Source organism: Proteiniclasticum sp., assembly GCF_032054185.1.
Lineage (GTDB): Bacteria > Bacillota > Clostridia > Clostridiales > Clostridiaceae > Proteiniclasticum.
In genome coordinates, this window is sequence record NZ_DAMBTF010000006.1 from 126972 (window position 1) to 153000 (window position 26029).

At 42.4% G+C, this 26029-nt stretch carries 26 protein-coding genes; 3 read left to right on the top strand and 23 right to left on the bottom strand.

Annotated elements, in window-relative coordinates; translation table 11 throughout:
- Positions 1-62: 62 nt before the first annotated feature.
- The 19 genes from RTX25_RS05100 to RTX25_RS05190 all read right to left on the bottom strand — a co-directional run bounded on the left by RTX25_RS05100 (position 63) and on the right by RTX25_RS05190 (position 18279).
- Positions 63-917 (bottom strand): SDR family oxidoreductase, encoded by an 855-nt coding sequence (locus RTX25_RS05100; RefSeq protein WP_312651292.1) that lies wholly within the window; start codon positions 915-917, stop codon positions 63-65.
- On the bottom strand, positions 914-1342 hold the full coding sequence (locus RTX25_RS05105) for a MarR family transcriptional regulator (protein WP_312651295.1): 429 nt from the start codon (positions 1340-1342) through the stop codon (positions 914-916). The genes RTX25_RS05100 and RTX25_RS05105 overlap by 4 nt, the downstream gene beginning before the upstream one ends.
- Before the next feature lie 159 nt (positions 1343-1501).
- Complete coding sequence (locus tag RTX25_RS05110) at positions 1502-2038, bottom strand: DUF3867 family protein (protein ID WP_312651297.1); 537 nt, start codon at positions 2036-2038, stop codon at positions 1502-1504.
- 3 nt (positions 2039-2041) lie between these two features.
- The gene (locus RTX25_RS05115) at positions 2042-3505 is read right to left on the bottom strand and encodes an NAD(P)/FAD-dependent oxidoreductase (RefSeq protein WP_312651300.1); all 1464 of its coding nucleotides are present in this window, start codon (positions 3503-3505) and stop codon (positions 2042-2044) included.
- Between the two features lie 136 nt (positions 3506-3641).
- The gene (locus RTX25_RS05120; RefSeq protein WP_312651302.1) at positions 3642-3992 is read right to left on the bottom strand and encodes a DUF1667 domain-containing protein; all 351 of its coding nucleotides are present in this window, start codon (positions 3990-3992) and stop codon (positions 3642-3644) included.
- Position 3993: 1 nt separating this feature from the next.
- Positions 3994-5262: an NAD(P)/FAD-dependent oxidoreductase gene (locus tag RTX25_RS05125; protein ID WP_312651305.1), complete on the bottom strand. Its 1269-nt coding sequence runs from the start codon at positions 5260-5262 to the stop codon at positions 3994-3996.
- An 11-nt stretch (positions 5263-5273) separates the two neighbouring features.
- Positions 5274-6713, bottom strand: coding sequence for an NAD(P)/FAD-dependent oxidoreductase (locus RTX25_RS05130; protein ID WP_312651308.1), 1440 nt, complete (start codon positions 6711-6713; stop codon positions 5274-5276).
- A 141-nt stretch (positions 6714-6854) separates the two neighbouring features.
- A complete protein-coding gene (locus tag RTX25_RS05135; protein ID WP_312651311.1) occupies positions 6855-7421 on the bottom strand; it encodes a glycerol-3-phosphate responsive antiterminator in 567 nt (188 codons plus the stop codon).
- 180 nt (positions 7422-7601) lie between these two features.
- A complete protein-coding gene (locus tag RTX25_RS05140) occupies positions 7602-8351 on the bottom strand; it encodes a transposase (RefSeq protein ID WP_312651314.1) in 750 nt (249 codons plus the stop codon).
- Positions 8352-8406: 55 nt separating this feature from the next.
- Positions 8407-8655, bottom strand: a complete 249-nt coding sequence (locus RTX25_RS05145; RefSeq protein ID WP_312651316.1) for a hypothetical protein — start codon at positions 8653-8655, stop codon at positions 8407-8409.
- A 569-nt stretch (positions 8656-9224) separates the two neighbouring features.
- Positions 9225-10067, bottom strand: a complete 843-nt coding sequence (locus tag RTX25_RS05150) for a mechanosensitive ion channel domain-containing protein (protein WP_312651319.1) — start codon at positions 10065-10067, stop codon at positions 9225-9227.
- An 81-nt stretch (positions 10068-10148) separates the two neighbouring features.
- Positions 10149-10610 carry an RpiB/LacA/LacB family sugar-phosphate isomerase gene (locus RTX25_RS05155; RefSeq protein ID WP_312651321.1) on the bottom strand — a complete coding sequence of 154 codons (462 nt, stop codon included), beginning with the start codon at positions 10608-10610 and terminating at the stop codon, positions 10149-10151.
- A gap of 1 nt (position 10611) precedes the next feature.
- Positions 10612-11382, bottom strand: a complete 771-nt coding sequence (locus RTX25_RS05160) for a triose-phosphate isomerase family protein (protein ID WP_312651324.1) — start codon at positions 11380-11382, stop codon at positions 10612-10614.
- Positions 11383-11391: 9 nt separating this feature from the next.
- The gene (gene dhaL / locus RTX25_RS05165; RefSeq protein WP_312651327.1) at positions 11392-12039 is read right to left on the bottom strand and encodes a dihydroxyacetone kinase subunit DhaL; all 648 of its coding nucleotides are present in this window, start codon (positions 12037-12039) and stop codon (positions 11392-11394) included.
- A gap of 140 nt (positions 12040-12179) precedes the next feature.
- Positions 12180-13172 (bottom strand): dihydroxyacetone kinase subunit DhaK, encoded by a 993-nt coding sequence (locus RTX25_RS05170; RefSeq protein WP_312651329.1) that lies wholly within the window; start codon positions 13170-13172, stop codon positions 12180-12182.
- Between the two features lie 192 nt (positions 13173-13364).
- Positions 13365-15176, bottom strand: a complete 1812-nt coding sequence (pepF, locus tag RTX25_RS05175; RefSeq protein ID WP_312651332.1) for an oligoendopeptidase F — start codon at positions 15174-15176, stop codon at positions 13365-13367.
- Positions 15177-15408: 232 nt separating this feature from the next.
- Positions 15409-16530: a hypothetical protein gene (locus tag RTX25_RS05180; protein WP_312651335.1), complete on the bottom strand. Its 1122-nt coding sequence runs from the start codon at positions 16528-16530 to the stop codon at positions 15409-15411.
- Between the two features lie 213 nt (positions 16531-16743).
- Entirely contained in the window at positions 16744-17130 is a 387-nt protein-coding gene (locus RTX25_RS05185) for a cytochrome b5 domain-containing protein (protein WP_312651338.1), read from the bottom strand.
- Between the two features lie 186 nt (positions 17131-17316).
- Positions 17317-18279 (bottom strand): Gfo/Idh/MocA family oxidoreductase, encoded by a 963-nt coding sequence (locus tag RTX25_RS05190; protein ID WP_312651339.1) that lies wholly within the window; start codon positions 18277-18279, stop codon positions 17317-17319.
- A 127-nt stretch (positions 18280-18406) separates the two neighbouring features.
- On the opposite strand from RTX25_RS05190, the gene nfsA reads away from it, so the two are divergent.
- On the top strand, positions 18407-19144 hold the full coding sequence (nfsA, locus tag RTX25_RS05195) for an oxygen-insensitive NADPH nitroreductase (RefSeq protein WP_312651341.1): 738 nt from the start codon (positions 18407-18409) through the stop codon (positions 19142-19144).
- A 103-nt stretch (positions 19145-19247) separates the two neighbouring features.
- Positions 19248-20204 (top strand): hypothetical protein, encoded by a 957-nt coding sequence (locus RTX25_RS05200; RefSeq protein WP_312651343.1) that lies wholly within the window; start codon positions 19248-19250, stop codon positions 20202-20204.
- Positions 20205-20351: 147 nt separating this feature from the next.
- Here RTX25_RS05200 and RTX25_RS05205 read toward each other — a convergent pair whose 3' ends face one another.
- Positions 20352-20960: a TetR/AcrR family transcriptional regulator gene (locus tag RTX25_RS05205; RefSeq protein ID WP_312651345.1), complete on the bottom strand. Its 609-nt coding sequence runs from the start codon at positions 20958-20960 to the stop codon at positions 20352-20354.
- A gap of 184 nt (positions 20961-21144) precedes the next feature.
- Here RTX25_RS05205 and RTX25_RS05210 point away from each other — a divergent pair, with 184 nt between their 5' ends.
- Positions 21145-22965 (top strand): flavocytochrome c, encoded by a 1821-nt coding sequence (locus RTX25_RS05210; protein ID WP_312651346.1) that lies wholly within the window; start codon positions 21145-21147, stop codon positions 22963-22965.
- A gap of 144 nt (positions 22966-23109) precedes the next feature.
- Here the strand turns inward: RTX25_RS05210 and proC are convergent, their stop codons facing one another.
- From proC to RTX25_RS05225, 3 genes are all read right to left on the bottom strand, one after another.
- Positions 23110-23916 (bottom strand): pyrroline-5-carboxylate reductase, encoded by an 807-nt coding sequence (proC, locus tag RTX25_RS05215; RefSeq protein WP_312651349.1) that lies wholly within the window; start codon positions 23914-23916, stop codon positions 23110-23112.
- A gap of 18 nt (positions 23917-23934) precedes the next feature.
- Positions 23935-24405 carry an SsrA-binding protein SmpB gene (gene smpB, locus RTX25_RS05220; protein WP_312651352.1) on the bottom strand — a complete coding sequence of 157 codons (471 nt, stop codon included), beginning with the start codon at positions 24403-24405 and terminating at the stop codon, positions 23935-23937.
- Positions 24406-24525: 120 nt separating this feature from the next.
- Positions 24526-25926, bottom strand: coding sequence for an ISLre2 family transposase (locus tag RTX25_RS05225; protein ID WP_312651353.1), 1401 nt, complete (start codon positions 25924-25926; stop codon positions 24526-24528).
- Positions 25927-26029: the final 103 nt, after the last annotated feature.

A 26029-nucleotide genomic window follows, 5' to 3' on the forward strand; every position in this document is an offset into this window, starting at 1 on the left:
CTACACGTATTGAAATATGTCCCGAGTGTAAATGACATCGCAGAACTTCATGTAAAAATCATCTAAATGAAGCAGCATTTGTTTTCAGATGCGAAGGCTCTAAAACTGCGTGGCTCTTTTCCTGTAATTCGATAATATCCATCAGTTACTCTACTCGCTGTCCCCATTCTTGTCATAAAATAGAGTGCCAGGGTCACATTGACATATGTTTTATCCAGTCCTCGTTTTTTGATGTAATGATTTCTGTAAGCTAAAAATCCGGGCTTTCTGTAGGTGATTTTTCTTTCCGTCACATCGCATAAAATTTCAGCGATCTCATCATAATTTAAAGATTCCGGTCCAGTGATTGTATGTGCAGTATTTCTGTACTTTTCCGGCTCACTGAGTAATATCGCGACACATAGTCCGATATCTGCAGCATCGATGAAGCTTGTCCTGCTCATCCCAGCCGGGATAAATATTTCGTTTCTCATTCGGATTTCCTCCGCATGGACACCGGCAATATTCTGCATGAAGAAACCCGGTCTGATGTGCGCATAAGGTAATCCGGCTTTTTCAATGTACTTCTCAATTCTGTGATGGGGAGGGATAGTATTTTTTTCCACACCCATCAGTGAAAGAAATGAAACAAGTCTGATATCATGGCGCTTCATGGCATCAATAAAAGGATACAGATCTTCTGGCTTACCAAGATGGGGCGGTCTCATGAGAAAGACGCGATCCACATCTCTTAGTGCAGCATCAAAAGTGCATGGATCAGTAAGATCCAGATATACAGTTTCAATATCCGGGTCAGACGTATCGCCTGATTTTGTGACATTATGTACACCTGCTGCAACCTTCTGTCCTTTTATGACCAGTTCATTCACTACATACCTGCCAACATTTCCCCGCGCACCGGTCACCAGTATCTTCATAAGTCTCTTTCCTCACTTAGTATCGTATTTGCCTTATGAATAAGGTTGATCAAGGATTCAAAATCAAGATCTCCCATCTTTTTTTTGAGTATCTCTATCCCTCTGAAATACTCAGAATGAGTTGAGGCCACAAGTTCCTCACCACTATCTGTAACAGCAACAGTATAGCTCCGTCTATCTGTTTCCGAAGGCTTTTTTACGAGATATCCCTTGCTTATGAGCTCGTTGATCATGGCAGTCACACTTGGTTTTGAAATTCTGAAAAAACTGCTGATCAAAAGCGGTGTAGCCCCTTCATTCTGTTTCTGAACAAAAATGAGTAGGCCCATTTCACTGGATCTTATGGGTAACTCTTTCTTCAGATATATAAGCTGTCTGCTGAATAATGATATTTCTTCTGCGGCGGTATCCAATAAATGATTCATCTTTTTACCTCATATTTAGTTAGTTAGATTAACTAACTAAATTATAGGGTATAACCTATCTTTAGTCAATCCCTATTACAGCTTGTCTGACACACACATACTCCATCAAAGCAAAGAGCCGATACAGTGTATCCTTCGATACACCATATCGGCACCTTTCTAATAATCGTATTCCCTGTAATTCTCGCTGATTCTGATCTGCAGCTTCTTGTCATCCTGAAGTTTCTTATAGGAGACCAGAAATTCGTTAAGTTCATTATCGGCTAAGTCCACTTTTACTTTTGAGGTGATGATTACAACTGTTTTGTTCAGGAATAAAGACAGGTCGTTGACCGAATTTCTGATTTCATAATAGAAACCCGAATAATCGGTTATCTTACCTTTATATTTATCCATGAAACCCAACTGTTTTCTATACTTTTTGTACTCGTCATTGTTTGTCAGATTGTACTGAGACTGTATATCCTCCATGGATACACCGTAGCGTTCCATGAGTCTGGTTTGGATTTCCATAAACTTTTCGTAAGAAATACTGTTCTTCTCCATATAATCTACTATGGCTTTGTTTATGGAAGCGATATCCTGCGTCCCTGCACCCATCTGTCCATATAGATTGAAGATATAGGACTCAAAATCGTCTATGTCCTTATCTCTCACTTTATTTTTCAGTTCATTGAAATCTATGACATCACTCAATGTCTACTCCTCCTCGAGGCTCTTAAGATAGTCCACCAGATCTGATTTCTGTACGCGGTTTACACCACTATGCTCGATGTCAAAAGCTGGATCGATCTTTTCGCCATATTCTCTTTCCATGATTTCGATGACTCTTGGCTTACAGAATTCTCCCTGACACCATCCCATTCCAGCTCTTGTCCTTCTCTTGACACCATCTACTGTTTTCACCTTGATTCCACGATGAAGTGCATCGACAATTTCATCTTCCCTCACCTGTTCACATCGGCAGACAATCCTGTCTTTGCTTCCAAGTGGCAGTTCGATGAACTCCTTGATATCTTTCAGCGGTTTCAGCGGTTTCTTTGTGACGACCGGTTTTCTGTATGGATCGAAATTTCTGTTGTCTTCCCATTCTAAACCGGCATCCTTAAGAATACCTATAACCATATCTGCAATGGCAGGCGCGGATGTAAGACCAGGAGACTGTATACCTGCTACATTGATGAATCCTTTGACTTCTGTCTCTTCTATAATAAAGTCATCTGTTGAACTTCTGGCTCTGATTCCTGTAAAGCTTCTGATGAACTGCTTGGAGTTGATTTTACCATATAGAGATTTTGTCTGGTCGAAAATATTCGCGATACGATCGATATGCGTGGAAGTATCTTCTTTTGCCACATCGTCATTGGCATCTGGTCCAATAAGAAGATTACCGTAATAGGTAGATGCCACAAGAACGCCTTTACCGAATTTAGTAGGCAGCTGGAAGATCACCGTATTGATCGGATCCCCTGTACCTCTTGTGAAGAGAATGTATTCTCCTGATCTTGGCAGAATTCTGAAATTATCGACACCCACCATCCTTGAGATCTCATCGGAGTAGATTCCTGCTGCATTGATGACGTATCTGGCTTCATACTCTCCTTTATCCGTGGTGACCTTGAAGGTGTCATCAATTTTTTCGATACCGCTGACCTTGTTCTCAAGCTTCAGTGTAACACCATTTTTAATGGCATTTTCCGCCATTGCTATAGCCATCTCATATGGTGAACAGATGCCTGCACCTTTGCAGTACAGTGCCCATTTGACATCATGGGTCAGCTCAGGTTCTATTCTCTGTATTTCTTCTGATCCGATAATGGAAAGATCGTCCAGACCATTTCTGATTCCATTCTCCATGAGCTTTTCTAGAGGAGCTCTGTCATCCTCTGTTGTAATGACCAGTGAACCTGTTTCTTCAAATCCGAAATTCAGCTGGCGGTCGAGTTCTTTGAACTGTACACGTCCTTTATAGCAGAGTCTTCCTTTAAGCGCTTCATGCTTTTCCGCAAATCCGCCGTGAACAATAGCGCTGTTTGCTTTTGTGGCACCCATGGATACATCGATACCTTTTTCCAGAATCAGGACCTTCGCCTTCGATTTTGATAACTCTCTTGCAATGGTCGTTCCTACGATTCCCGCTCCAATAATAATTACATCATACATAATATGGCCTCCCTTACTTTAACTCTATAACCCGGTATTCCTGTAAACATTTACTATTGGTTCAATTATAACAAATTTACAGTAAACCAGATAATTTTTATACAAAAAATGTGGGTTTGCACCCACATTTTATTGTTTACATATTTCTTGTTGCTACGATATTTGCACCTGTTCCAAGTATATTTTCGATCAGAACCGTTCCGACTTTTATCGGTGCAGTAACTTCGATATTCTCAAGCTCTTTCATCACTGCAAAGTTCAGTCCCTTTGGAATATCTGTTGAAGTCTTTACCGGCAGTCTCTTATGGATTCCACCATTGATCTTCACAGTGGACGTGATTACTCTAGTCGGATTGGTCAGCTCTTTCTGTGCATAGGGGATACCTCTGTTACACCCGTTGCCCATTACGATGATTTCACCGTCGGCCTTCTTATCTACACTTAATCGGCATCCTTTTGGACACACTATACATATCATTTCTATCATCTTAAATCACCTCTTCCAAAGCAATGGTCAGGAGTCCGTTAGCTTTATCAAGATCCTCTCTCTTAAGCTTAATCTTCTCCATTTCTCCTGGAGCAACAACAGGTCTTCTCAGCTTCTTGATCAGTTCACCTTCATTGTTTCTCACAGTGATATTGACATCCTTGAACACGTTGGAAACTCTGAACATGATTTCCTGCGACTCAGCGATGTTATCCAGTCTGATCTTCTGTGGAACAGTATAGTTCACGCGGCTGCCATTTCTGATTTCAGTAACCTGCTGACCTTCCTTAAGTTCACTCTTGATGAACTTGGCAGCACTTCTTCCGGCTTTCTGTCCTTCTTCGCTGACAAAGTCAACCAGGTCATGTACATGAACAACATTACCGCAGGCAAATATACCCTTGACGTTTGTTTCCATAGCCTCATTGACAACTGGTCCTGAAGTTCTTCGATCAAGGTCGATTCCCGCATTCTTGGTGATTTCATTTTCAGGAATCAGCCCGACAGAAAGCAGAAGTGTATCACATTCCAGTGTCTGCTCTGTTCCAGGAATCGGATTTCTGTTCTCGTCCACTGCCTGAACGACAACAGCTTCCAGTCTGTTTTTACCGATGATTTCAGTGATGGTATGCGCCAGCATCAACGGGATATTATAGTCATCAAGACACTGAACGATGTTTCTGTTCAGTCCGTTGGAGTATGGCATAAGTTCAACGCATGCCTTAACTTCAGCGCCTTCAAGAGTCATTCTTCTGGCCATGATCAGTCCGATATCTCCTGAACCCAGGATAACTACCTTCTTACCGACCATATATCCTTCCATATTCACATATCTCTGTGCTGTTCCTGCTGTAAATACACCTGATGGTCTTTCACCAGGAATCTGGATCGCACCTCTTGTTCTTTCTCTACAGCCCATGGCTAGAATAATTGCCTTCGTCTCAAGGCTAAGATATCCTTCTTCAGTATTGATGGCTTCCACATGCTTCACATCTCCGCCGTTTTTAATGGAAAGCACCATAGTATCCAGCTTGTACTCAACCTTTGTGGAATTCAGCATGTCGATATATCTTCCTGCGTATTCAGGACCTGTAAGTTCTTCCTTAAATGAGTGAACGCCGAATCCGTTGTGGATACACTGATTCAGAATTCCACCCAGTTCCTTGTCTCTTTCAAGAATAAGAATATTCTCGATTCCCTTGTTATATGCCTCATATGCAGCTGAAAGCCCTGCTGGACCTCCTCCGATTACGATTAAATCATATTTCATCTTATTCACCCCTACTTCTTCGTTTCGCCGACTAGTATGTAAGAACCGCTGGTATCCTGCATGACCTCTTCCAGTGGAACATTAAGTTCTCTGGATATGATTTCAAGAACTCTTGGTCCGCAGAATCCGCCCTGACATCTACCCATGCCCGGTCTTACTCTTCTTTTCACACCGTCAACGGACAGTGCGCCAACTGGTCTCTTTATGGCTTCAACAATTTCACCTTCTGTGATGTTCTCACATCTGCAGATGACTCTTCCGAATTTAGGGTCTTCCTTGATCTTGGCTGTTTTCTCTTCTGGAGAAAGTGCCATGAAATGAGTCTGTCTTCTTATTGGATTGAAGTCTTCTCTCTTTTCCATTTCGAGTCCGATATTCTTAAGGATTTCAACTGCATCCTCAGCAATTGCAGGTGCAGAAGTGAGTCCAGGAGACTTGATTCCAGCAAGATTAACAAATCCCTTAACGGACTTAGACTCTTCAATGATAAAATCAGAGCGGTCTGACTGAGCTCTTAAACCTGCAAAGTTACGAATACTTTCCCTATAGTTTATTCCCTTGATCGATCTCTCTGCAGCTTCTCTTATGAAATCCATCTGCTCTTTTGATGTCGATTTATCATCTCTTTCAACATTATCTTCAGCATCTGGTCCAACAATCAGATTTCCATGAACACTTGGTGTAACCAGAATACCCTTACCAAGCTCAGATGGACACTGGAAAATCACATGATTGGCCAGTGGTCCCTGGTTCTTGTCCAGAACGAAGTACTGACCTTTTCTAGGCTTGATCTTGAACTCTCTCTCTCCAACCATACCCATGATCACGTCACTGTAGATACCCGCTGCATTGACGATATATCTGGTTCTGATTGGGTCAATCTTAAGATTTGCTGTGTAGATTGTAAAGATGTCTTCTTCTTTCTTGATGTCCACGACTTCTGTTCCAAGCATGAGCTCTACGCCGTTGACTACAGCATTTTCCGTCAGCGCGATACAGAACTCCCATGGTCCTACGATACCTGCACTTGGTGAATGAAGTGCACCTAAAGCTGCGTCTCCGATGTTCGGTTCCATTTTCAGAAGCTCTTCTCTTCCGATCAGTCTCTGATCAGGTACACCATTTGTATTTCCCCTATGGTATAACTCTTCAATGGTCTTCAGCTCCGCTTCAGAGAAAGCCACAACCAGTGAACCGATTTTCTTGTAAGGAACATCCAGTTCCTTTGCAAAGACTTCAGTAAGGTGACATCCTCTTACATTCAGTCTTGCCATTGCAGTTCCGACCTCAGGATCGTAACCTGCGTGAACGATGGCGCTGTTCGCCTTTGTGGCCCCTTCAGAAACATCGTTTTCCTTTTCGATCAAACACACTTTGAGATTATACCTCGATAATTCTCTTGCCACTGATGCTCCAACAATACCTGCACCAATGATTGCTACATCATACATTAATATTTCCCTCCTAACACAAAAAGAGTAACACAACGAAACCTGCCTATCGCAGGTGACTTTTGCTTACTCTTATACTCTTAGCACACTATTTGATTAAGACCATTTTATCACTTTACATAATAATTGTAAACCATGTCATTAAAGTTTCCAGATGGTCGTGTCAGAGGAAGATATGGCTGTAGCTCCAGCAGATAATGCTGAAATGACATCTTCCTTGTCTGAAATCAGTCCTCCCGCTATGAGTGGGACATTGGAGAGATTGGACAGCATTGTGATGATTTTGTACATACCGCCTGGCAGAACTTCATAAGTATCCGCATGACCTGCTTCGATGTACTTGATGACATTCTTCAGAGACAGCGAATCGATAAGGAAAAATCTCTGTACAGTAATGAGGCCAAGATCTTTAGCTGCGCTGATGATGTTGGCTTTGGTACTGATGATTCCATCGGCCATTGTGTTGTATTTGATGAATTTGGCTGCAATCTCTTTGCTGCCGAGACCTTCAATCAGATCCACATGAACGATGGCGATCTTTTTCCTGGCTTTGATCTTCTTGACGATCATTGCAATATCGGTAATGTTGCCAAAAAGGACGAAGACGACTTTATTTTCCGTCTCAAGGGCCAGATCCAGACCATTATAATCTTTCACAGCTGTAACCACAGGATAGTCTTCCAAGGCACTATAAAATTCCTCTTTCATTTAACAACCTCCTTCACAGGGTCACATTTTATTATACATAAACTTAATCACTTTTGACACCCCCACAACTAAAACAGTGGGATTCTTGGGTGATGAAACGCCAGTCTGTTTCCAGTAGACGAGTATGACCCCAAGCTAAGGGTATGCCATTACCCCTCCTAAGACAGTACATTTAGTATCTCAGGCTGGCAGACTGTTACCATCTACCACAGGTGCTTTAATGATATTCATTGCACCAACTCGATCTCGATGTGTTCTGAAACCACATGAGCATCTATACTTTCTATCTTCAGCCTTGTTTCTTTCTTTGCATTCCGGACAGGTCTGACTGGTATACTTTGGGTCTACGTATTCTACTTTTATGCCGGAAAGACTCGCTTTATACTCGATATACTGGGCTAAGCGATAGAATGACCATGTATGCAGATTCTTCTCGTTTTTACGGCTTGTTCTTGCCGTCTGGTGTATACCAGATAATTCTTCCAAGCGTATTGTTCCAATACTTTCCTGGACAGCGAAGTCAATGATCTGACGACTTGTTTTGTGGTCTTTATCTTTCATCCATCGTTGCTCTTTATTGCTTAGTTTCCTGATTGCCTGTATCGTCTTTGCTTTTCCAAGCTTCTTTCGTTTGTTTCTGAATTTGCGTTTCATGTACTTGTTTTCTCTTCCATTACCAAAAAACCGAGTTTTGCCTGTTTCTGTCACAGTAACAGCCGGACATTTTAGACCCAGATCAACGCCCAGCACGCCAGCATCAGTGCTTTCTTTATCCTCTACGGTTACTGCTATTTGAGCTGTCCATTTCCTGATTTCTCGGTGATTCTGAGTGTTCCCAGCTTGCCATTCAGTTTTTTCAGTTGGTAGGCTGATAGTAGTACCGGCACATTCAGGCGTGTACTTTTGCCATTTACGAGCACTGGAAACCACAGTATACCCTCTTTCAAGGTCCAGTTCTGGTTATTCCATAGGCAAACAGGTTTTTTCAGTATGCTTCTGATTTTTGTCTTTCGGTACTTTGCGTAGACTGATTTTGCATCTCTAATGCCTGATTCTTCAATGCACTGGGCAGTGCAGCCGAAATCGTGCCACTGGTATGCTGAACACGTTCATCTGCCTGAATGCATTCAGAGACAAGAGTGTTGATTAGACGGATATATTCGGCTGCTGCTGTTTTAAGATGCTCTCGCTGCTCCATGGTTGGAATCAACTTTGCTTTAACAGTGATCTGCACAGTTTCATCTCCTTGTTTCTGCTCTTCACCATAAGGTTTTATTGTTTCGTTTGATACATTTCCCGCGGTAGATAGGGTAGAATACAAACCGTTAATACATCAGCGATACGGTCGTTTGATTCTTGTATTTACTTATTTCTTTATTATATTTTATCACTATATAAAGCAAAATGAAAATAACTTTTTCTGTTCAAGTTCCATTGATTCCACGGCTAAAGCCGAGCAATCTCGGTATTGGCTTTTCCAGCGCAATTCTATTACCAATACAAGGAAAATATTTTATTTAATATATTAACACCAGAATATTATGAAATCGGAAACATCACAGATATATCTTGTATATTGCCACTGATTGTTATGCATAACGTTCACTTCATTCTTACGGGCAGCATTTTTTTCTAAACATATTTTACTTTATTTCACTTTTAATCTTGACAAAGTATAGGTTTATAATTAATATTAGATTATAATCATTATTAATTAGCACCGCACATGCTTATTAATTATTATCAGTTACAATTACAGAAATGAGGAGCCGACGGGCTCCTTTTTTCTTTCCGCTTTTTTATTTAGCCGATATGAAAATCAGTATCATCATCATTATTTTCTTTATGCAGGGTAAGATTGATGTCTCTTGTAGGATATGGAATTCTGATGCCGTTTTTCTCAAACTCCAGAATCACCTCTTCATTAACCGAGTAGGATACCGTGAGATAGTCTTCTCTCTTCACCCAGAATTTCAGATCAAAATCGATGGAATGATCATTATGGTTGCTGACTCCTAAAATCACTCCTCTGTCCTCAACGATTTTATCATTCCGAAGAATGATGCTCATCAGCACTTCCTTCACCTTTATGACATCACTTCCGTAGGCCGCAGAATAGACCTTATCGATTCTTCTAAATGGCTCAATGCTGTAATTGATGATATGTGATGTCGCAAGAGAACCATTTGGCACCATCACACGTTTATTGTCCATGGTATTGAGTGCTGTGTACAGAACCTGTACAGACAATACCGTTCCCGAAAAATTCGACGTTTCAATATAGTCGCCTACACTGAAAGGTCTGAAGATGAGGAGCAGTATTCCTGCCGCAAAATTCGATAGACTGTCCTTCAGTGCAAGGCCGATAGCAAGCCCCGCAGCGGAGAGCATGGCAATAAAGGTTGTCACAGGTACCCCGATAATGTTTGCTGCAGTGATCAGAACAATCAGTTTAAGAAAAAAGCCTGATATGGTCAGCATGAATCCATGAACAGAAACATCCAGCCGACTCTTGATCAGAGCTTTTTCGATAATCCATACAATGTATTTTGCAATCCACCATCCGATAAGGAGAACCGCAAGAAACGATATCAGTTTCAGCCCATAGTTCCGCATAAGGTCATTAATAATCTCAAAAAAACGCATAAGTCCTCCATGAATGTATTATCCGTAAAATGGTGCCTATCATAAATTCAGGGAATCTATAACAGGCACCAAAGATCAGTTCTATTCTTTTTCGTTACCTCTGTAATGATTGTCTATTTCATTCATTCTGTCGACTTTCGGTTTCGATCTGCCGCCCTGGAACTCACTTTTCAGATAAGCCAGCGCCAGCATTTCTGCAACAGCTTTACCTGTTGTGAGACCGCCCATTGTAATGACGTTTGCATCATTGCTCTTGGCCGCTCTTTCTGCTTCATAGATGTTTGTAACCTGCGCGGCTCTTATTCCATGCACCTTATTTGCAGTGATCGCCACACCGATTCCTGTTCCGCAGATCAGAATTCCTCTGTCAAAACCATTACCCGCTACTTCTTTAGCCACTTTTTCGGCTATGTTAGGATACAGAATCTTTTCTCCTTCATAGGAACCGAAATCCTCGAATTCATATCCATTTTCCTTGAGTACACCGATGAGATGCTGCTTAAGTTCATAACCCATTTCGTCGCATCCGATTGCTATTTTCATCTTATGTTTCCTCCTTGATTTTTCTCACGTTATTTATGATCTCCTCCAGATTGTCCATATCATGCCCGAATCTTCCGATGAAGAGACCATCTACATCTTCCGATGAAACAAGCTCGCTCGCATTCTCTTTGTTTGCAGAGCCTCCGTAGATGAGCCTTACTTCATTACCGGCTTCTTCGCCATATTCCTCAAAAATGATTTTTCGGATCATGGCCATGGATTCATGAACATATGCTGCTTCTGCAGGTCTGTCCTTCCCTATTGCCCATTCGGGCTCGTAGGCTAGAATGACACCGGAAAGTTCGGAAGAGGTGACCCCTTGCAGAAGACTTCTGATCTGATCTTTCAGTTCCCCTTCACGACTCTGTCCTTTTTCTGTTTCTCCGATACAGATTACAGGGGTCAGTCCATGCTTCAGGGTCAGTCTGATTTTTTCACTGATCATTTCATAATCTTCTCCGAATATCCCCTTACGCTCGGCATGACCAAGTTCCACCATACGACAGCCAAGATCAACCGCACTTTCAATGGAAAACTCACCGGTCATGGCACCATTCTCCTTTGGTGCGATATTCTGAACACCATATAGGATATTAGAACCTTCCAGAATCAGTGCCACAGGATAGATCGTCCCCATGGATGGGATGAGGAAGATATCCATATCATCGATTCCCTCAAACCTCTTTCTGATTTCCTCAGCCATTGTCGAGGCCTGTGCCATCTTGTTGACATAAATCTTTAGACTCATACCGACAACTGGTTTTCTATTCATCTTTCTCTCCTATTCGTCTAGCTTCTTCATTTCTTCCAGGAATTCTTTATAAATGAGGTAGGATGAGAATGATCCGGGATCTCTGAAACCGACAGCTCTTTCCCCAAGTCTCATGGCTCTGCCCTTTTTGGCGATCAAAGGAATTGTTCTGTCTGAGCCTTCTTTAAGCTCGTTGACAAAATTCTCGAAAATCTCTATCTCACTCTTTCCCGACTCAAGTTCATTCTTCATGGCATCTATTGCAGGTCTCAGTGCATCTACCATCGTCTTGTCACCGACAACCGCTTTCCCTCTTGCTTCTATGGATTTGATTCCATTTTCGATAAAATTGACAAACTCAGGGAATGTCAGGCTGTTCTGTCCTTTGACGTCTTCTCCGGCTTTCATGAACAGACTTCCGTATAATGGGCCGGCAGCTCCGCCGACTTTACCCAGAATAATCATGCCTACTTTTTTGTAGAAGCTGGCAATATCGTCTGTTTCTTCATAAATCTTGTCAATCTGCTTTTCGACTTCACGAAAACCGATGGACATATTGATGCCATGGTCCCCATCACCGATATCTGAATCCAGCTTGGATAAATAGTCACGATGTTCCTCAAACATGGGGATCAGTCGTAAAATAACATTCCTGAAATACTCTTTATTGAATTCCATACAGTTGCCTCCTCGAATCTTCTAATGCTTTTATTATACACTTAACCACGTACTGTTTCCAAATTCATTGCTCTAAATCCAAGGATATCCGCTACATAACTGCAGCGGATATCCGTAAATCTAATGGTTTCTCATCAACCCTATCTGATGCTCATGTATGGTGTGTCACAAGGATAATCCAGAAGTTCCTTCAGTTCATCATCAACTTTGACGATGGTGATGCCCATTCCGATCATATCCATTGATGTGGCATAGTTTCCAACCAGAGCTTTGTATACCTTGATTCCTTTATCGGTCAGAACTTTTTCAAGATGATCATGGATGATGTACTGATCCATAAGTGGCAGTCCACCGAGTCCGTTTACCAGTGTATAGACTTCATCGCCTTCCTTCAGCTCAAAGTCAGCAAAGATATGTTCCATGATTTCATCGACTACCTGATCTGCAGGTTCGATCTTACCGCGTCTTACGCCAGGTTCTCCATGGATACCCATACCGATTTCCATATCGCCATCTTCCATATCGAAGATGGTACCACCCTTTACAGGAATGGTGGATGAAGATAATGCAACACCCATTGATCTTGTATTGTCGTTGCACTTTTTAGCTGCTGCGACTACACCGTCAAGATCCAGGCCTTTTGCTGCTGCTGCACCTGCTGCCTTGAAGACGAAAAGATCGCCTGCGATCCCTCTTCTGTCATCGATATTTTCGGAAGATACCACGTCATCTGTTACAAGAACAGTTTCAACGCGTATTCCGTCATCGGCTGCCATTTCAGCACCCATATCGAAGTTCATGACGTCTCCTGCATAGTTTCCATACAGGTAAATACATCCCTTACCCTGGTCTACGGCTTTAACCGCATTATAACAAGGCTCTGGTGATGGTGAAGTGTTGATGTTTCCGATAACTGCAGCATCTGCGAAGTTTTCACCGACATAACCAAGGAACAGCGGTTCATGTCCTGAACCTCCACCTATGATTACACCTACTTTTCCTTCTGCAGGTTTTGTTGTGACTACCACTCTACCGTCGTTTTCCAGCAGTTTGGCATATTCAGGATGTGCTTTGACATAGCCGGACAGCATTTCCTCTACTACGTCATAAGGGTCATTGATCAGTCTTCTCATCTTTCATTCTCCTTCATCCGATTATTTTGTCGCGTTGCCTTCCGTTCTCCAAGAATGAATTTTATACAATATTTATATTATAGAAAATACATATCTTAAGATTTCAAAAGACTTCTCTCAAATACTATTATTAAGCATCTCAAACAAATATTCATCAATTTTATGTAAACCTTTTTTTAACATTTTGAATAATTATTCATTCATACTTTCTGTAAGCTTCTCGATTTCATCGATAATTTCACCAATATAGGCTATGGTGTTTCTTAAAGGCTGATCAGTCGTGATGTCCACGCCTGCCATCTTCGATAGCCCAACCGGATTCTTCAGACCACCTGTTCGGAGAACTTCCTTCCAGGCAGAAACTGCACTTTCCCCTTCAGCAAGAATCTTTTTGGACACTTCAGTGGCTACTGTAAGACCTGCACTGTAAGTGTAGGGATAAAGACCCTTATAGTAATGCTGCTGACGCATCCAGATAAGCTCAGCCCCTTCATTGATCTCCACTTCTTCTCCCCAGAAATTTTCCAGTGTCTTTCTCTTAATTTCACTCAGCTTTTTTGCATGGACACTTCCACCCTCATCGATGAGCTTATAGACTTCTCTCTGATAATACGCCTCCAGCATATGGGTCACGAAATTATGATAATAGGTTCTTGAAATCATGGATGACAGCACCCATCTTCTGAACCGTCTGTCATCTGAGCTATCCTTCAGGAGATAGTTTGCCATAATCATCTCATTCATGGTAGAAGGTGCCTCTATAAAGTAGAGTGATGGTCTTGCATCAAAAATATTCCGGCTATTCTGGGAGAGATAGAAGTGACCGGCATGACCCAGCTCATGGGCGAGCACAAACACCTCTCTCATCCTCTGGGTCCAGCTGATCAGGATGAAGGGATGCGCGCCGTATGGGCTTGAACAGAATGCACCCGTTGATTTTCCTCTATTCTGCACAAAATCAATCCATCTTTCCTCAAATGCTCTCTCGATCATATCTGTGTAGTCTTTACCCAGAATACTCAGACCGTCAATGACATACTCCTTCGCTTTTTCTATCGTGATCGGCGGTTCATAACTCGGATCCACCGAGAGCTTGAGATCGTTGAAGGTCATCTTATCCATTCCGTGGATTTTCTTCAGAATCCTTGCATACTTTCTCATATGGGGTGCCAGCTCTTTGTAGATGACATCAATCTGCCTGTCATACATTTCCCTTGTGACATTCTGATCAAATAGAAGATAGTCAATGACGGAATCGAATCCTTTCAGCGTTGCAAGAGATTTTTCCTTCTGAACCTGAGTCTGATATGCCCCAGCCACGGTGTTTTCATAGTCTTTCAGCTTTTTTGAAAACGCTTCGAAAGCTGCTCTTCTCACCTTAAGATCGTTATTATAGTCATAATGATTCTCATATAAGACAAAGCTCAGCGGATAGGTTTTTCCCTCAGCTTCAAAAGTTCCGAAATCCATATCCTGAAGCTTCGCCTTATTATAAATCGTCATAGGTGAATTCATTAGGCCTGAGAGCGTCGCGAGCGCCTTTTCCACTTCAATGCTCAGTGCATGAGGCTTTCCTCGTAAGAGTTCTTCAAGATAATGTCTGTTCTGCTCACTTGCCTCCATGGCTCTTCGGATTTCCTCTTCATCATTTTCAAGAATTTCTTCTTCGACGAAAGAAATTCTGCTCATAACCTGAGAAAGAAGATCTGATGCTCGTACACTCTGTGCCTGATTTTCATTATTGGTCATATCTACAGATACAGCTAGAAATCTGTAACTTGAAATCAGTCCCGCGAGCATATTCACAGCTTGTAGACTATCAAGGCAGCTGTTGATCTCTTCTGCAGATTTCAGGTTTCCCTTATACTCCTTTTCAATATTTTCTCCTAGCTTTCTGATCTTTGCCACCGCACGCTCAAAATCTTCATCTGTCTTGTAGATTGCGGACAGGTCCCATGTTCTTTCTCCATCTACTTCATTTCTGCTTAAAATCCTGTTGTTCATCAAATTACCTCCAAATGTTTGCTGATTAAATTATATCAATAAGACAGAACATTCTACTTTTTATCAGATACAGATAATGCTGAAAGCATCAAAGATTACGATTCTCCGATCTGATGCTGGAGTTAAAACAAAATGACACTGAATCAATCTCTATCTGATTGTTTCAGTGTCTGCAGTTACTGATGACATATATCATTTATGCATTTTATGAAGATTCGCTCCAGGATGCAATCTAAAGGTTCCTCACATAGATTCTGTAGGTTTTATAAGGCCTGTCGGTGAAACCCAATGCATCGTTCTGCATAGGACGATTATACTCCCAGATGGTCGATCCTTCAGCATAGGTGAACCCTCTTTCCATGCCCTTTTTAAGTCCTTCATAGTAGATGGCTGCTGTGACGCCTTTTTTCTGATATTCAGGTATGACAAAAAGCACAAAAATCCTGATTCGATTGATTTTCTTTCTATAATACAGAAATTTGAAGAAACCTGTAGGAAACAGCCGCCCATTCATTTTCTTGAGCACCTGATTATAGTCAGGCAGTGCGATATCAAATCCTATAGGATTTCTGTCCTCATCTCTTGCGATGTAGATGAAATCAGGATCGGCAAAAGGAACCAGCTGCTTTCTGATCATCCTGATCTCTTTTTCTGTCGGGGGCATGAAATCGTCCCAGTCTTTTGGCATCGCTCTTTCTATGATATTCTGGATGTCCTTCATTTCCTGCTCGACATTTTTCAGATCGATAGGCTCAACCGTATAATGATACCTCTTCTTGGCATAAGGTATAAGCTTTTCCAGTCTGTCCTGATGATCATTGTTGAAAATCCCTTTATACGCATAACAGTCGTAATATTTTTCGAATCCATTCTTCAGGAACTGATCATTATAATACTTCTTGTTGTAAGTATTCATCACAAGGGTCGGGTCCTCGAAATTATCGATAAGAAACCCTCTGTTGTCCTCTCCCCCTGGTAAAGACATGGGTCCCTTAACCCGCTCCATTCCTCTGTCTCTGAGAAATGACATGGCATGGCTTAGAAGGGCTGCAGCAACATGTTCATCTTCAATGCACTCATATAGAGAGATATACCCCTCTTTAAACCCTTTATACTCATTGAGCTCATTATTGATTCCCACAAGAAGTCTGCCTACGGGCTCCCCCTTAAAGTAAGCAATTACCCGCTCGTTGTCACCCACGTGATTGAGCGCATTGTTTTTACCCAGAATATATTTTCTGAAATCACCGATAAGAGGTGGAACCCAGGCATCATCACCTTGATAAAGCTTGAAGGGAAGCATAACAAAATCATTTATTTCCTTTCTGGATACAGCAGACTTAACAACAAGCATTCTAACATCTCCCAATCGGATTTTACTTTAATCTTATTATACTGTTATATGGAAGGAATGTCATGTCTTTAGAGTTACCTATTAATTTTCTATCTCAAGTGAAATAGATGAGAATAATCCTGTTTTCACTCCGATAGCTGAAGGATTTATCCCGCAAAAAATGAACAGGCGAACCTGCTCTTTTCAACAGTAATTTTATCGGTTTTTTTCAGTCTAATCTACGATAGTACCCACTGGTTCCAGACTTTCAAGCGGAGTAAGGCCATGAGGCGCTACATCCTTGATTTTTTCTGTATAGTCCTGACCTGCGGGATAATCATTATGTTCGCCGCCTTCCCAAGGTGGGAGATCTGTCACGTCATATACTTTTCCATCAACTGCAATATATGCTTTATTCCCGTTCTGTCCGTCAAATTCGGCGAGCTCTTCAAGTGTCAGTTCAAGTCCTTCTTCGCCGACACCGCCGCCCTCATTCGCGGGTGTCTCCATCGGTGTTTCTGCAGGGCTGTCGGGAGTCTCATTATCTGTTCCGCAACCCACGAGTAGTGCTACAGACATTACAGATGCCAGTATACCACCAATAATTTTTTTGGTTATCATAGTATGTCCTCCTCTTCATAATCGAATTTTGCCTACTGTGAGTAAAATCGCTTCCGCAAAATTCTATTGTGTAAAATCATTTTATGTCTTTGAGGGAGTACAGACAAGCACTATGAATGAAATGTAATTGATTCTTACCACGTTGTTCAATAAAATGATGGAATTTTACAATCTGGCCATGCATAATTATACCCTTTTTAAGAAATGGTTCCACAAATTATCGATATGTTCCGCAGATGAGAGGGAAACTTTGCTCGTCATTACGGGACTTTCCATCAGCCGGTCGTCTATACATCGGTTCACATGATCGACTTCATAGACCATTTCATATTCCACCGGAAAACTGACCTGCCTTGACTCTTCACCATAGACAAATACTTCAGCGTGTCTTGCTTTCCAGAAATCTCCGATGAAGATTCTTCCTTTCTCACCATAGATTGTCACACCGCTTTCTGCGGCAACCATTGTCGTGATTTTTCCATCCACAAGAATGCCCTTTTCGCTTTTCAGATTGAAAATGCACTGAAGATCCGTTCCTTCATCAGATAATGTGGCATGTCCTGAGGAAGATATCAGTTCCTCTTCCAGAAGATGCATGGCATGAGCTAGGATATAGTTTCCGCTTCCGAATAAGGCACCTCCACCTGCTTTCCTGTCATAAAACCATTTAAATCCCACTTCAGGAATGGAAATCATATAGTCAAGGAGATGGATTTCCCCGATCACTCCGTCATATATGATTTTTTTGATTTCTTCAGTAATCGGCAGAAAAAGAGATTTCTGCGCTTCCATAATAAACAGCCCTTTCTCACGTGCCATGTCAAACAGCATTTTTGTATCTTCTCGACTGAGTGTCATAGGTTTCTCTATAAGTACATGTTTATTGTGTGTGAGTGCAAGAACCGCATTTTCCCTATGAGCCGAATTGATGGTCGGAATGTAGATGACATCTATATTGTCATCAGATACGAGCTGTTCATATGACCCGTAACATCTGGAAATACCAAGTTCTCGTGCTTTTTTCTCTGCATTTTCCAGACTTCTGGATGCGATTGCGTACACTTCTCCCGCTTCCGAGGATCTCACCGCCCCGACGAATCTCTCTACGATTCTTCCCGTTCCCATAATACCGTATTTCAGTTTTTTCACTTTATTCCTCCGTTCCCTGATTTTCATCAGTTCCAGTTTCCTTAACTCTTCTGATTTCATTATACACAAAGTTCATCGGAAGAAGGCAGATATGTTAGAATGAGAAAAAAGGAAACCAGGAGGCATTATGAACGAAACCATCCGTAAGATGAAAAATCATACCAGCATAAGACATTTCAAAGATTATCCCGTAAGCGAAGAGGTTCTCATAGAGCTTGTGGAAGCCGGTCAGAGTGCCTCTTCTTCAAATTTTATCCAGGCATATACGCTCATAAGCGTAAAAGATGTCAAGAAGAGAAAAATCATAGCGGAAATCGCTGGAAATCAGACACATATAGTAGATGCTCCGCTTTTTATCGTTTTCGTCGCCGATCTTGAAAGAGCTAGACTGTCTGCTTCATTACATGGTGCAGCTATGATCGAAGCAGAGACGGAAAGCTTTATCCTTGCAACGGTGGATACTGCACTCATGGCACAGAACGTTATGATCGCCGCAGAATCCTTGGGTCTTGGGGGCGTTTATATCGGAGCCATAAGAAACAACCCTGAAGTCGTATCGACGCTACTTGAGCTGCCATTAAACACCTATCCTGTCTTTGGTATGTGTCTTGGATACCCTTTGACAGAGAATGAAAAAAAGCCAAGACTTCCTGTGGAGATGATTCTGAAAACAGACACTTATCAGAGCGGAAACGAAGTCGAGCTGCTTCAGAAATACGATCTGGAAATGGAAGCCTATTACCTTAAAAGAACTGCAGCAAAACGAACAGACAACTGGACAAAGCAGATGGCAAGAATGTTTTCAAAACCTCTTAGGCCCCATATGAAGAGCTTTCTCAGAAGCAGAAAGCTGAATGATGACTAAAACGATGAAACATACTCATTCCCATAAAGTTTAATCATTTTGTCATTCCTCTTCATAAGAGATGGATTATGATATTCTCAAGAAAAATCAAGAGGTGAAACAGATGAAAAAATCCCTGACGACCTTGCTTCTTATCGCTCTCCTTGTCGCACTCATTATAGGATGTTCTGACCTTGGAGTTCCGATCGGAAGTGTCAGAAAGGAGGATGAAAACGTCAATGTCACCGCGTCCGGTGAAACTCCTGCACCTGCTGCAGAAGAGGGTGCAGAAATGTCTGATTCTCCTTTTCCCTTGGAGGACGATACTGTCATGAGCATTTCTCAGGAACAAGGTTTTACGAAAGAATTCAGAAGAGAAGCGGACCTTGATGGAAACGGCATAGATGATGAAATCATCTTGAAGACCCGAGTAAACCCGAATGGTGATGAAGTTTCTTCCTATCTGCTTCTTGTCAATGATGAAGAAATCAGTTATGAGGGGCAGAGAATCGATCCGCGCTTTCATCTTACCGATATCGATCCTGAAGATGGGTATAGAGAAATTGCTGTAAGTGAAGAAGGTCCAAGCAGCGACAATTTAACCGTATTCTACCGTTATAAAGAAACCGAGCTAACTGTTCTAGGTGAAATTCAGGGTTTCTTAGGCACCTTTCCGGATTCAGACATTAAAGGAGAGGTAAACATCCAAGGAGATGGCACTGTCAAGACAAAAACCCGTGGACAGATGCTTCAGACATGGTTCTACGATGATGTGTATCAGCTTAACGATAAAGATGTTCTTGTAAAAATCGAAAAAGAGCTTTATCCCTTCGAAACCGAAGTCACGATTCTTAAAGAACTGAAAACAAGAAAAAGCCGTGAAGATGCCTCTCCTTCCTACACCTATAAGCCTGGTGAAAAGGCGACGCTCATGGAAACCGATGAAAAAGAATGGGTATCCATCAGAAATAGAGATGGAGTAATATCCTGGTTTCAGGTAGAAAACCACATGGAAATCATGGGACAGGATTCTGATGGCTATTCCATGGACTTCTTTGAAGGTCTCAATATGGCAGACTGATCGTCAACGGATAAATAATGAAAAATCAGATAAAACGAGCTCCGGAGAGAGAAAATATCTCACTCTGAAGCTCGTTTTCCATTCTTGACCTTTAAAGGACTGTGTATGGTACTGAACCCGGCATCAGCGAACATTGTCTGATAAATATCAGTCAGAGGACAACATCTCGTCTTTAAGAACCGATGCAAGAATCAGTTCCACCTGTTTACGGCATGCCTCGTTCAGATCAAAATACCCATCTTTCAGGCACCAGTGAAAAATCACTCCTCTTGCCGTCATGAAGAGCATATCCACCAGCTCGTCAGAGTCCCTGACATAATAGGTGTCCACGTCTATTTTCCTGTTTCTGAGTATCTTTTTCAGTACTTCCTGCATGGGTCTTCTGCTTGTGACAAAATGATGGTTGTTCGTGTTATACAGCTTTTTAATGAATTCAAATTCATTGGTCTGAACAAAGTCTATGTAGTAGTTCATGTATTCCAGAATGATTTCCCTTGGGCTGCGTCCTTCTTCGTCCATTATCCTGAACTGCTCGAAATTCGTATCTGCGATCTTGAACGTTTCATAGATAATGTCTTCCTTGCTGTCAAAATGATTGTAGAAAGAGCCTATGGAAACACCGGCTTCTTTGCATATTTCCTGAATGGATGTCTGATCCATACCATGCTTTGAAAATTTAGCTATGGCAGCATGATAGATTCTGTCTTTTGTCTCCAAGGCTTTAATCTGCCTGTTTGTCAGCTTTTCTTTGACCATTTTCTGCACCCCCGCTTTATATCCATATTATACATGATGAATCGGATAAAGCACAAAAGGATAAATATTTTTTATCAATTATTGATAACAAATTAACGATATGTTATGGTTAAACCGTTAGATGAACGTATTCACCGAATGAGTTCGTTCATAATTTATCAAATTGCAGAAAAAGGAGATTGAAATGAAGAAAATCACAAGAAAACTGGCCACAGCTCTGCTTCTGGTCATGGCAGTAACTCTTTCGGCATGTGCCGGAAAAGATACACCAGATACACCTGAAACACCCCAAACCCCTGCTGCTGAAGAGAAAATGTTCAACCCCGGCACCTATGAAGGTGTTGCCAAGGGATTCCATGGAGACATCAAGCTTACCGTAACCGTGGATGAGTTCAAAATCACTGAAATTGTCGCAGATCACACAGAGACTGAAGGACTTGGTGATAATGCCATAGAACAGCTTATTGCATCCGCAAAGGAAAAAAACTCATTAGGACTTGATCTCATGAGCGGAGCAACCTATTCATCAGAAGGTTTCCTTGCCGCTCTTGAGGCAGCTTTACTTAAAGCCGGTGGAGACATCGAAAAGCTTAAGGTTAAAGCAGATGAGACCGAAACTGAAAAAGAAGATTCCGTATTAGATACTGAAGTTGCAATCATCGGTGCAGGCGGGGCAGGTCTTGCTGCTGCGGTTTCCGCACACCAGAACGGTGCTAAAGTCATCGTCATCGAAAAGATGCCTAACGTAGGCGGAAACACAATCATCTCGGGCTCAGCTTTCAATGCTGTGGATGAGAAGAGACAGTCTGCACAAGGCATAGAAGATTCCATCGAAAAGCACTATACACAGACATATGAAGGTGGAGACAAACAGGGCGATCCTGAACTGGTCAGAGTACTGGTTGAAAACGCCTATCCTACCATCGAATGGCTTGAATCTCTTGGCATGGAATTCAAGGATACGGTATTCACCGTACTTGGCGCATTATGGCCAAGATCCCATAAGCCGATAGAACCCCTTGGAACAGGATACATCAATACTTACATGAACTACATCAATGAGCATAAGGATGATATTCAGATCCTGACTGAGACCGAAGCGAAGGAACTTGTTGTCAGCGCTGAGGGAAGAGTCACCGGATTCCTAGCTGAAGGAAACAAAGGTAAGGTTACCGTCAACGCAAGTAAAGGTGTGATCATCGCTACAGGCGGATTCGGTGCAAATGTCGAAATGAGAGACCAGTACAATAAAATCTGGCCAACACTTACTGATATCAAGACAACAAACCATAAAGGCGCAACCGGAGACGGAATCATCATGGCAGAAAAGATCGATGCTTCCATCGTACAGATGGAAAACATCCAGCTTCTTCCCATGGGAGATCCTGAAACAGGAAGCTTATCCGGAAACATCGAACAGGGTGTTGAAAACAGAATTTTCGTGAACAATAAAGGTAACCGTTTTGTTGATGAAGGTGCGAGAAGAGACGTCATGACAAAAGCGCTCATGCAACAGGAAAACTCCTCCATGTGGGTCATCGTTGACCAGCATTCCTATCCTACAGGAGATACAGTAAACAACTTCAATGAAAGCATCGATTCCCTCGTTGAGCAGGGTAGAGCATTCAAAGCCGACACTCTTGAAGATCTTGCAAAACAGATCGGTGTTGAACCTGAAAATCTGAAAAAATCTGTGGAAGCCTTCAATGATTCTGTAGATGGAGCAAAGGATGAATTCGGAAGAACACTGTTTATGGAAAAGATCGATACAGCCCCTTTCTATGCAGGTGCACGTGTCCCTACAGTACATCACACCATGGGTGGAATCAAGATTACTGCTGAAACAAGAGTGGTGGATAAAAACGGCAAGATCATCGAAGGTCTTTTTGCTGCTGGAGAAGTCACAGGAGGCATCCACGGTGCCAACAGACTTGGCGGTAATGCGCTGGCTGATGTCAACACCTTCGGCAGAATTGCCGGTGAGAAGGCAGCTAAAAACGAATAATTCAAAATCTCTTTCCCCCATGACAATATCATAAAAACATGAAACCCCTATCTCCTAATATAACCCCTACCGTCAATAAAAAGGACCAGGTTACTGTAACCTGATCCTTTTTTTATCCTTGTATTCCCATCAGCACCTAACAGGTTATCTGCTCATTTCTCGGGACTTTTCTATACAGACATCCACAGCTGAGATGACTGCATGTCTCATGCCCTTCTCTTCCAGCATGGCAACAGCTTCAATGGTGGTTCCCCCCGGAGAGGTAACCATATCTTTCAGCATTCCCGGATGGATTCCTGTTTCAAGAACCATTTTGGCTGCACCCATAACAGCCTGGGCTGAAATCTCATACGCTTCTTTTCTGGGTAGTCCGTTTTTGACTGCAGCATCAGCCATTGCTTCGATGAACATATAGACATAGGCGGGTGAAGATCCGCTTATTCCTGTAATGACATCCATATGACGCTCTTCAATGACGCTCACCTTACCGATTCTCGTCAGCATGGCGATGACATTTTCCGTATCGACATCCGACAGCTCAGGTGATACAGCCAGTGCGATGAGACCTTCCCTTACGGCAACAGGTGTATTGGGCATGATCTTTACGATTTTCACGCCGGGCATAAACCAGTTCTCCATCTTTTCTATTGTCACACCAGCTGCCATTCCGATAATGATGACATCGCTTTTAAGTTCATCTCTGATTTCACTGATGACCTTCTCATACAGATAGGGTTTTACGGCAAGAAAAAGATAATCCGAAAAACGTGCAACTTCTTTGTTGTCTCCCGACACCTGTGTCTCAAACCGATCTGTGATCTCATTTTGTGTGGACTCACGGGAGGTGGAAACCATAACATTCGAAGACGATACCCACCCGGTATCCAGTATACCGCCCAGTATTGCCTTACCCATATTGCCGCATCCGATAAAACCTACAGTTTTATGCATTGAATCTCCTCCTTATTATCACCGGTTTCTTTCCTTCATTTCTCGAGCCATATCTCTATTATGTGCCTTTTCAAGGAGAGTGTCTCTCTTGTCATAATCTTTCTTACCCTTGGCTACCGCAATCGCAAGCTTGACCCTTCCGTTTTTAAGGTAAAGGGATAGAGGGACAAGCGTATATCCGTCTGCAGCACTGAGCCTGTTGAGTTTTTCGATTTCGGCCTTATGAAGCAGCAGTTTTCTGGTTCTCAAAGGATCTTTGTTGAAAATATTGCCCATTTCATACGGAGCAATGTGCATACCTACAATAAACATCTCTCCATTTTTGATGTCCGCATAACTTTCCTTCAGATTGACCTTACCCATTCTGATGGATTTGACTTCTGTACCGATGAGCTCTATGCCTGCTTCATAGACTTCTTCTATGAAATAGTCATGTCTCGCTTTACGGTTCTCTGCCAGAGTTCTGTTCTTTTTCTCATTTTTATCCATTTCAATCTCACCTCATTCTCTTTATCCATTCTAACATAGGTCCAAATCCTTTTCACTTTCTTTCAAAATAACGATCGTGTCAATTTACTGTTGGTTGAATTCAGAAAATATTTGTCCGTATTATGCAGATCTTATGGATTTCAGAAATTTATAGGCATTTGTGCGTTTCCCGATATCCAGAATCGTGATGTTGCTGGAAAATTCTTCATAGCTTTTCTTCCTGTTTTTCAGAGCGGATTTGTTGACTTCGACCTTGACTTTGTCCTTCAACCGGATCACTTTAGCATTTTCCAGGAGTCCACGAATAGAGCCACCATTGCGTGTGTACACACGTAGTCTGGCGACATTCTCGCTGCCTGTTCTGCTCCAGGAAATGGGCCTTGAACTCAGTCTGTGTGAGAGGACATGGCTGACATGGCCTTCCGCACTGCATTCCACATATCCGTTCAGATGTCTGTTCTGCACCTCATCCCAGTTGCCCAGAATATACTTCCTGCATGAGTCGAATCGCTTCAGTTCCGCTTCCGTGTGATCGTTGCCCTCTATGGTGTCGAAATAGGCTTCCACCTTCTCCCGATCTCCTGAATACACATAGTTCTTGAGCTTCTTCTCCCAGCCTCTATAGAGCGCTGTAGCGGTCTTGATGTACTTGGACAGGTGATAGCCGTCAATGACGAAACTGCACTTTGGCAGGATGTCTTTTCCTGCACGGATCCAGGGGGCTCCGTCCCCCGAAAGGAAGATCCTTTCGACGGAGTCCAGGTCGTACCGGGTGTCCAGATAGTCGAGAATCTCAAACCAGAAATCATCATTCTTCGGATAAAGTCCGGTCAGATATTGAGGCCCAACGAGCTTAACACGCTGATTCCTGTCAGCACTGAAGGGATTCACAATGACCTTCCCTTCGTGGACATAGGCCAGCTTCATGATCATTCCTTTGCCTTTCTGCTGGTGTACATGATCCTCGTCGGCTTCCACATGAAGAAAGCGCACTTTCTTCTTTTCGCATTTCAGACCAGGCCAGTTGCTGCCTTCCATCGAAGTGCCGTGAACGACGTTCTTTACGGTAGACCGGGTTCGGATGCTGATGTCGTCATAGCTTCTGACAACCTGTTCGTAGGACATCTCCTTGGCCTTGTTCAGCATATCGGCCTTGAGACCTGTATCCATTCTGGAATGAGGCTCGATATCCAGCAGATCGTCCACGAGGTGCCTGAAGTCACCGGTTTTCCTGTTTCTGTAGTATGTCCTGCTAAAGGCAACGTCGCCCAGAAGCGTGGATATTTTCTTCTCGCGGTTTCTGCTGTGGATGGTCCATTCTTCCTTCCGCTCGTCGCTGTGGAGGAGGGATTCTTCAAGAGACTCAATTAACTCCTCAAGGATGTCTCTGCCCATTTCCCTCACAAGCTTCAGGGTGGATTCCACCATTCCGGTCAGCCCGCTGTTTTCTTCCAGTGCCGTGTCCAGGCAGGTTGTCATATGGGTAGTGATTTTTCTGTTCAGTTCAGCTATAATGTTCAAGAGGATAGCTCCTTCCGTTATGTGTTATTTGCGAGTACATTTATCATAACACGGTTAGAGCTATTCTCTTTTTTCTTTTAACCAACAATAATTTTACACTAAG